This is a genomic window from Wujia sp. (assembly GCF_056872695.1).
This window is the reverse complement of the sequence record NZ_DBMFCD010000021.1, coordinates 1-3,711: the sequence shown is the minus strand read 5'-3', so window position 1 is coordinate 3,711 and position 3,711 is coordinate 1. Positions and strand designations below refer to the sequence as shown.

Annotated in this window: 5 protein-coding genes and 1 pseudogene; all 6 read left to right on the top strand. The window is 46.9% G+C overall.

Going from position 1 to position 3,711, the window contains the following annotated elements; genetic code table 11:
• Window positions 1-291, top strand: a pseudogene (locus tag ACZQK9_RS12945) (hypothetical protein); the annotation flags it as partial.
• A gap of 315 nt (window positions 292-606) precedes the next feature.
• The gene (locus ACZQK9_RS12940; protein WP_038280795.1) at window positions 607-888 is read left to right on the top strand and encodes a hypothetical protein; all 282 of its coding nucleotides are present in this window, start codon (window positions 607-609) and stop codon (window positions 886-888) included.
• A 52-nt stretch (window positions 889-940) separates the two neighbouring features.
• Window positions 941-1,363 carry a type II toxin-antitoxin system PemK/MazF family toxin gene (locus ACZQK9_RS12935; protein ID WP_097783096.1) on the top strand — a complete coding sequence of 141 codons (423 nt, stop codon included), beginning with the start codon at window positions 941-943 and terminating at the stop codon, window positions 1,361-1,363.
• Window positions 1,356-1,586 carry a helix-turn-helix domain-containing protein gene (locus ACZQK9_RS12930; RefSeq protein ID WP_483270838.1) on the top strand — a complete coding sequence of 77 codons (231 nt, stop codon included), beginning with the start codon at window positions 1,356-1,358 and terminating at the stop codon, window positions 1,584-1,586. Before ACZQK9_RS12935 ends, ACZQK9_RS12930 begins: the two co-directional genes overlap by 8 nt.
• A gap of 71 nt (window positions 1,587-1,657) precedes the next feature.
• Window positions 1,658-2,866 (top strand): tyrosine-type recombinase/integrase, encoded by a 1,209-nt coding sequence (locus ACZQK9_RS12925; RefSeq protein ID WP_216567235.1) that lies wholly within the window; start codon window positions 1,658-1,660, stop codon window positions 2,864-2,866.
• A gap of 147 nt (window positions 2,867-3,013) precedes the next feature.
• On the top strand, window positions 3,014-3,711 hold a 698-nt coding region (locus tag ACZQK9_RS12920), incomplete at its 3' end, for a tyrosine-type recombinase/integrase (protein WP_483270837.1).

The window sequence follows — 3,711 nt, the reverse complement described above, 5'->3', positions numbered from 1 at the left end:
CGATTGAGTAAAGCATATGAGCAGAAAATTGACGTGGTAAATGTCATTACTGCTCCAGAAATTGAAATGCTGATTATTCATGCGGAAGGAGCATATGATCAATTTAAGCGTTCTGGAAAAAAACCAAGCGAATTTTGTAAAACAAATCTTCGGATGCATGATGTGAAGTCGTATGATTTTGTGAAGCAGTATTTCAGTAACCCTCAGCTCTTGGTGAAAGCCATAAAAGAGTATCGCAGAACAGCAAATATCCCCAAAGGAGAATACAGCTTGTCTGATTTGCTGAGATGAGCTTTGCTATTTTGATACATTAGCCGTGACTCAAATGGTCACCAGGAGATAAACGGGTACCAGTTTACAGAAAACAGAATAGAATCGTCTTCGATGCCTCGTTGGGAAACCAACGGGGTATTTTTTTTGCCCCAATCCGACTTCATAGGACACTGAAAAAGTTAAAACGAACCATAGGTAGTCCTGCAAGGACAACTAAAGTGCGCCTACGGGGCCAACGCGAAACCGGAGAATTCTTGTTAAACTTACTTTGTAAGGACGAAAGTCCGGATGTCCCTTGAAAACTGAATACTCATTCTTCAGGTACATTCCTGTTTGGTCGAGCCTTCGACTGCACGCCATGAAGCCCATCGGGGCGATAGCGGTTTCGCAGAAGCAAATGCCGGATTGCAACCGGCGGCGGTGTTAAAGCCAGACAGGGACAATGATACTTCCGTAATTCGCGGTCCGGCCATAAGGAAGGCGGGATGGTTAAATTCCAATGGAGCAGTGAAGCACACTGCCGCCTGTGAGAAATCCTACATCTCTGGGGTAATAAGAAAAAGTACAGAGAAACCATATTTTCAGAAAGCACTGCCGGGTGCTGTATCAGCATGATACCTGGCAGGCTTTATCCATATCAGTGTATGGAGATTGGAGACAACAGCAAATGAAAGAAAACTGGGTTTATCGGCGAGGTGATTTATATCTCGCCAATCTCGGTGTTCCGGTCGGATCAAAGCAGGGCGGTGTTCGTCCTGTTGTGGTTCTTCAGAACGATGTCGGCAATTATTATGCGCCGACGATCACGATTGCTCCGCTGACATCGAAAATTGAGAAGAAGCGAAAGCAGCCAACGCATTTCTTTCTCCGTAAAGCAAAGGGGCTGGCAAAACCTTCTATGGTATTGGCAGAACAGCTCGACACCTGCGACAAGGTATGCGTGATTCGCTATCTTGGGCGGGTAAGTAAGGGGCAGATGCGTGGGATTGATGAAGCTGTAAGGATTCAGCTTGGATATTACATTCCGGAACAGGCAGAGAAAAAAAGACAGGGCAAATGCCGAAAGGATGGCGAAGAAGGCGATGGATAAACTGATTACAAGGAAGGAAGCAGCTAGGATACTGGGAATTAGCGTTAAAACACTGGATGCTGCAAGAACGGACGGTTTGATTTCCTATGTTCAGTATGTGGAAAATGGCTGCGTTTATTTCACGGAAGTGGGGATTCAGGAGTACATTGCAAAATGTACGCACCGTGCAAAACCGATGGAACGTGCTGCGACATATCGCAAACCTCGAAGCTTTCGGCGGTGAAAATCGACATCGTTGAGTATGGACGATGAATCCGCAATAATGAAAGCAACAACAGGATTGGAGGTAATGATATGGCGGCAAGAAGAATGATGCTTCCCGATTATGGTACGGTGAGCATGAAGGGGACACAATATTATCGAACCCGTGTAACAGATCAGCAGGGACGACGAGTTTCCTTATATGCAAGGACGAGAGAGGAACTGTACCAGAAGGAACAGGAAGCGATCCAGCAGATTGAGAACAAGACGTATCGCCGCAGTACACCTACAGTGGAGGAGTATTGCGAGAAATGGCTGCTGATGCAGTCGGCACAGATCAGGATGACAACGCTGATTGACTATACATCGAAAGTGAAGAACTACATCATCAAGCCATTGGGCGATATGCATATGGGAGATGTAACAGCAGATGACATTCGCCTGGCACTGTTGGCGGCATCGAAAAAGTCGGCATCCGTGTACAAATCGGTGAACGTTATATATAAGTGTATTTTCACGGCAGCAATGGAGAGCAAGATTATTGATGAGAATCCGACCATCTATCTGAAGAAGAATGTGGGCGGGATTCCCCAGAAGGATCGTCTCCCGCTTACGGATGAGCAGGTGGATAAGCTGTTGGATGCCATTTACGGCTTGCCGCCGTATGTGTTTGTGATGTTGGGGCTGTACGCAGGATTGCGGAGAGAAGAAATCCTCGGACTTCAATGGGATTCGGTGTATCTTGATTGCGAGGCTCCGTACCTTACCGTTCGGAGAGCCTGGCATACGGAGCATAATCGTCCGGTGATTCTGACAGAGCTGAAAACAAAGGCAGCGCATCGGAATGTCCCTCTGCCGGACAATCTTCTGGAATGTCTGAAAGAGGCGAAGAAGACATCGACATCGGATTTTGTGGTTGCAAACCGGGATGGAGACCCGTTGTCCTATACGCAGTTCAAGAGATTATGGCAGTATATCGTAACCCGTACCACCAAGGAACGCTGCTATTACCGCTATGAAGATGGCAAGAGGGTGAAGCATACGGTGAAGCCGGTTCTGGGGCAAAAGGCAGCACACAATGGAAATGTGGTTTACAGTCTGGACTTTGAGGTGACTCCGCATCAGCTGCGGCACACCTATATTACGAATCTGATTCATGCTTCGGTTGATCCGAAGACAGTTCAGTATCTTGCCGGTCATGAAAGCAGCAAGATCACCATGGATATTTACGCCAAGGTGAAATACAATCGCCCAGAGCAGCTCGCAGGAGTGCTGGAAGATGCTTTTGCATCGTGGGATTAAGAGTAAATCAGAAAAAACTTGGGGCAGGGATGGTAAAAAATCCCTGCCCTTTTTACATACATTCGACATCCTTGAAGGAAGTGTTGTACGCCATGATAATAATAGTGACAACACGCAATGTATGAAGATAGACGAGGAGGAGAACACATGGCTAAAGGAAAAAAGCGTCCGGTTGAACTTCCGGAATACGGAACAGTGATGATGAAAGGGGTACAGTATTACCGCACTCGGATTACAGATGCAGACGGAAAGAGAGTGGCGATTTATGGGCTGACACGCGAAGAATTGTATGACCGGGTGGAAGATGCCCAGAAGAAAATCGCAGAAGTGATTTTCCATAGAGAGAATCCGACCGTGGAAGAGTACTGCGAAAAATGGCTGCTGATGCGGTCAGGAACGGTAAGAACCAATACGTTGGAAGGATATTCGCGGATGATGAACAGGTACATCGTGGGTCCGATTGGACAGATGTATATGGACGAGGTGACCACAGATGACCTGCGGCTGCTGATGGTTCCGCTATCAAAAGGTTCTTCCGGAATGTATGGTCAGCTCAATATGCTGATTAAGAACATTTTTAATTCGGCAGAAGAGAGCAAAGTGATCAAAGAGAATCCATCCAAAACGATTTGCGCAAGAGGCGGAAAGCCTGCGAAGCGGCGCGAGGCTTTGACGGATGAACAGACTGCCATTTTGCTGGATAGCATTCGTGAGCTTCCACCGTATGTTTTCGTAATGATTGGCTTGTACGCGGGATTGCGTAGAGAAGAGATTCTTGGATTGAAATGGGACTGCGTATTCCTGGATGAAAAAACACCGTACATTTCGGTAAGGCGTGCATGGCA

Excerpts from the sequence above, each read along its gene's own strand:
- ACZQK9_RS12930 (WP_483270838.1), top strand. The coding sequence starts at position 1,356 with ATGGATAAACTGATTACAAGGAAGGAAGCAGCTAGGATACTGGGAATT.
- ACZQK9_RS12925 (WP_216567235.1), top strand. The coding sequence starts at position 1,658 with ATGGCGGCAAGAAGAATGATGCTTCCCGATTATGGTACGGTGAGCATG.
- ACZQK9_RS12935 (WP_097783096.1), top strand. The coding sequence starts at position 941 with ATGAAAGAAAACTGGGTTTATCGGCGAGGTGATTTATATCTCGCCAAT.